The sequence below is a fragment of the Mangrovimonas futianensis genome (assembly GCF_021245805.1).
Lineage (GTDB): Bacteria > Bacteroidota > Bacteroidia > Flavobacteriales > Flavobacteriaceae > Mangrovimonas > Mangrovimonas futianensis.
The window spans coordinates 1-202 of sequence record NZ_JAJJNF010000112.1; the positions used below are offsets into that span (position 1 = coordinate 1).

Annotated in this window: 1 protein-coding gene; it reads left to right on the forward strand. The window is 52.5% G+C overall.

Annotated elements, in window-relative coordinates; all coding sequences use genetic code 11:
• Positions 1-202, forward strand: a 202-nt coding sequence (locus tag LOK78_RS16650) for an FIDD domain-containing protein (RefSeq protein WP_232635707.1), incomplete at both ends; no start/stop codon positions are given.

Sequence of the window (202 nt, forward strand, 5' to 3'; positions counted from 1 at the left end):
TACTGTGACCCTGACAACGATGACCTGGGCGAGTTTGACCTGGACAGTACCATAGAAGAAATTACAGGAGGTGACACCAGTTTAGATGTTACCTTCCACCTGACCTACCAGAACGCAGTGGACGATGTGCTGCCACAGAGCAGTCCGTTGTCCAACGTCCTTGGGCAGGTGATCTACGTAAGAGTGGACTATGCCGGTGTGG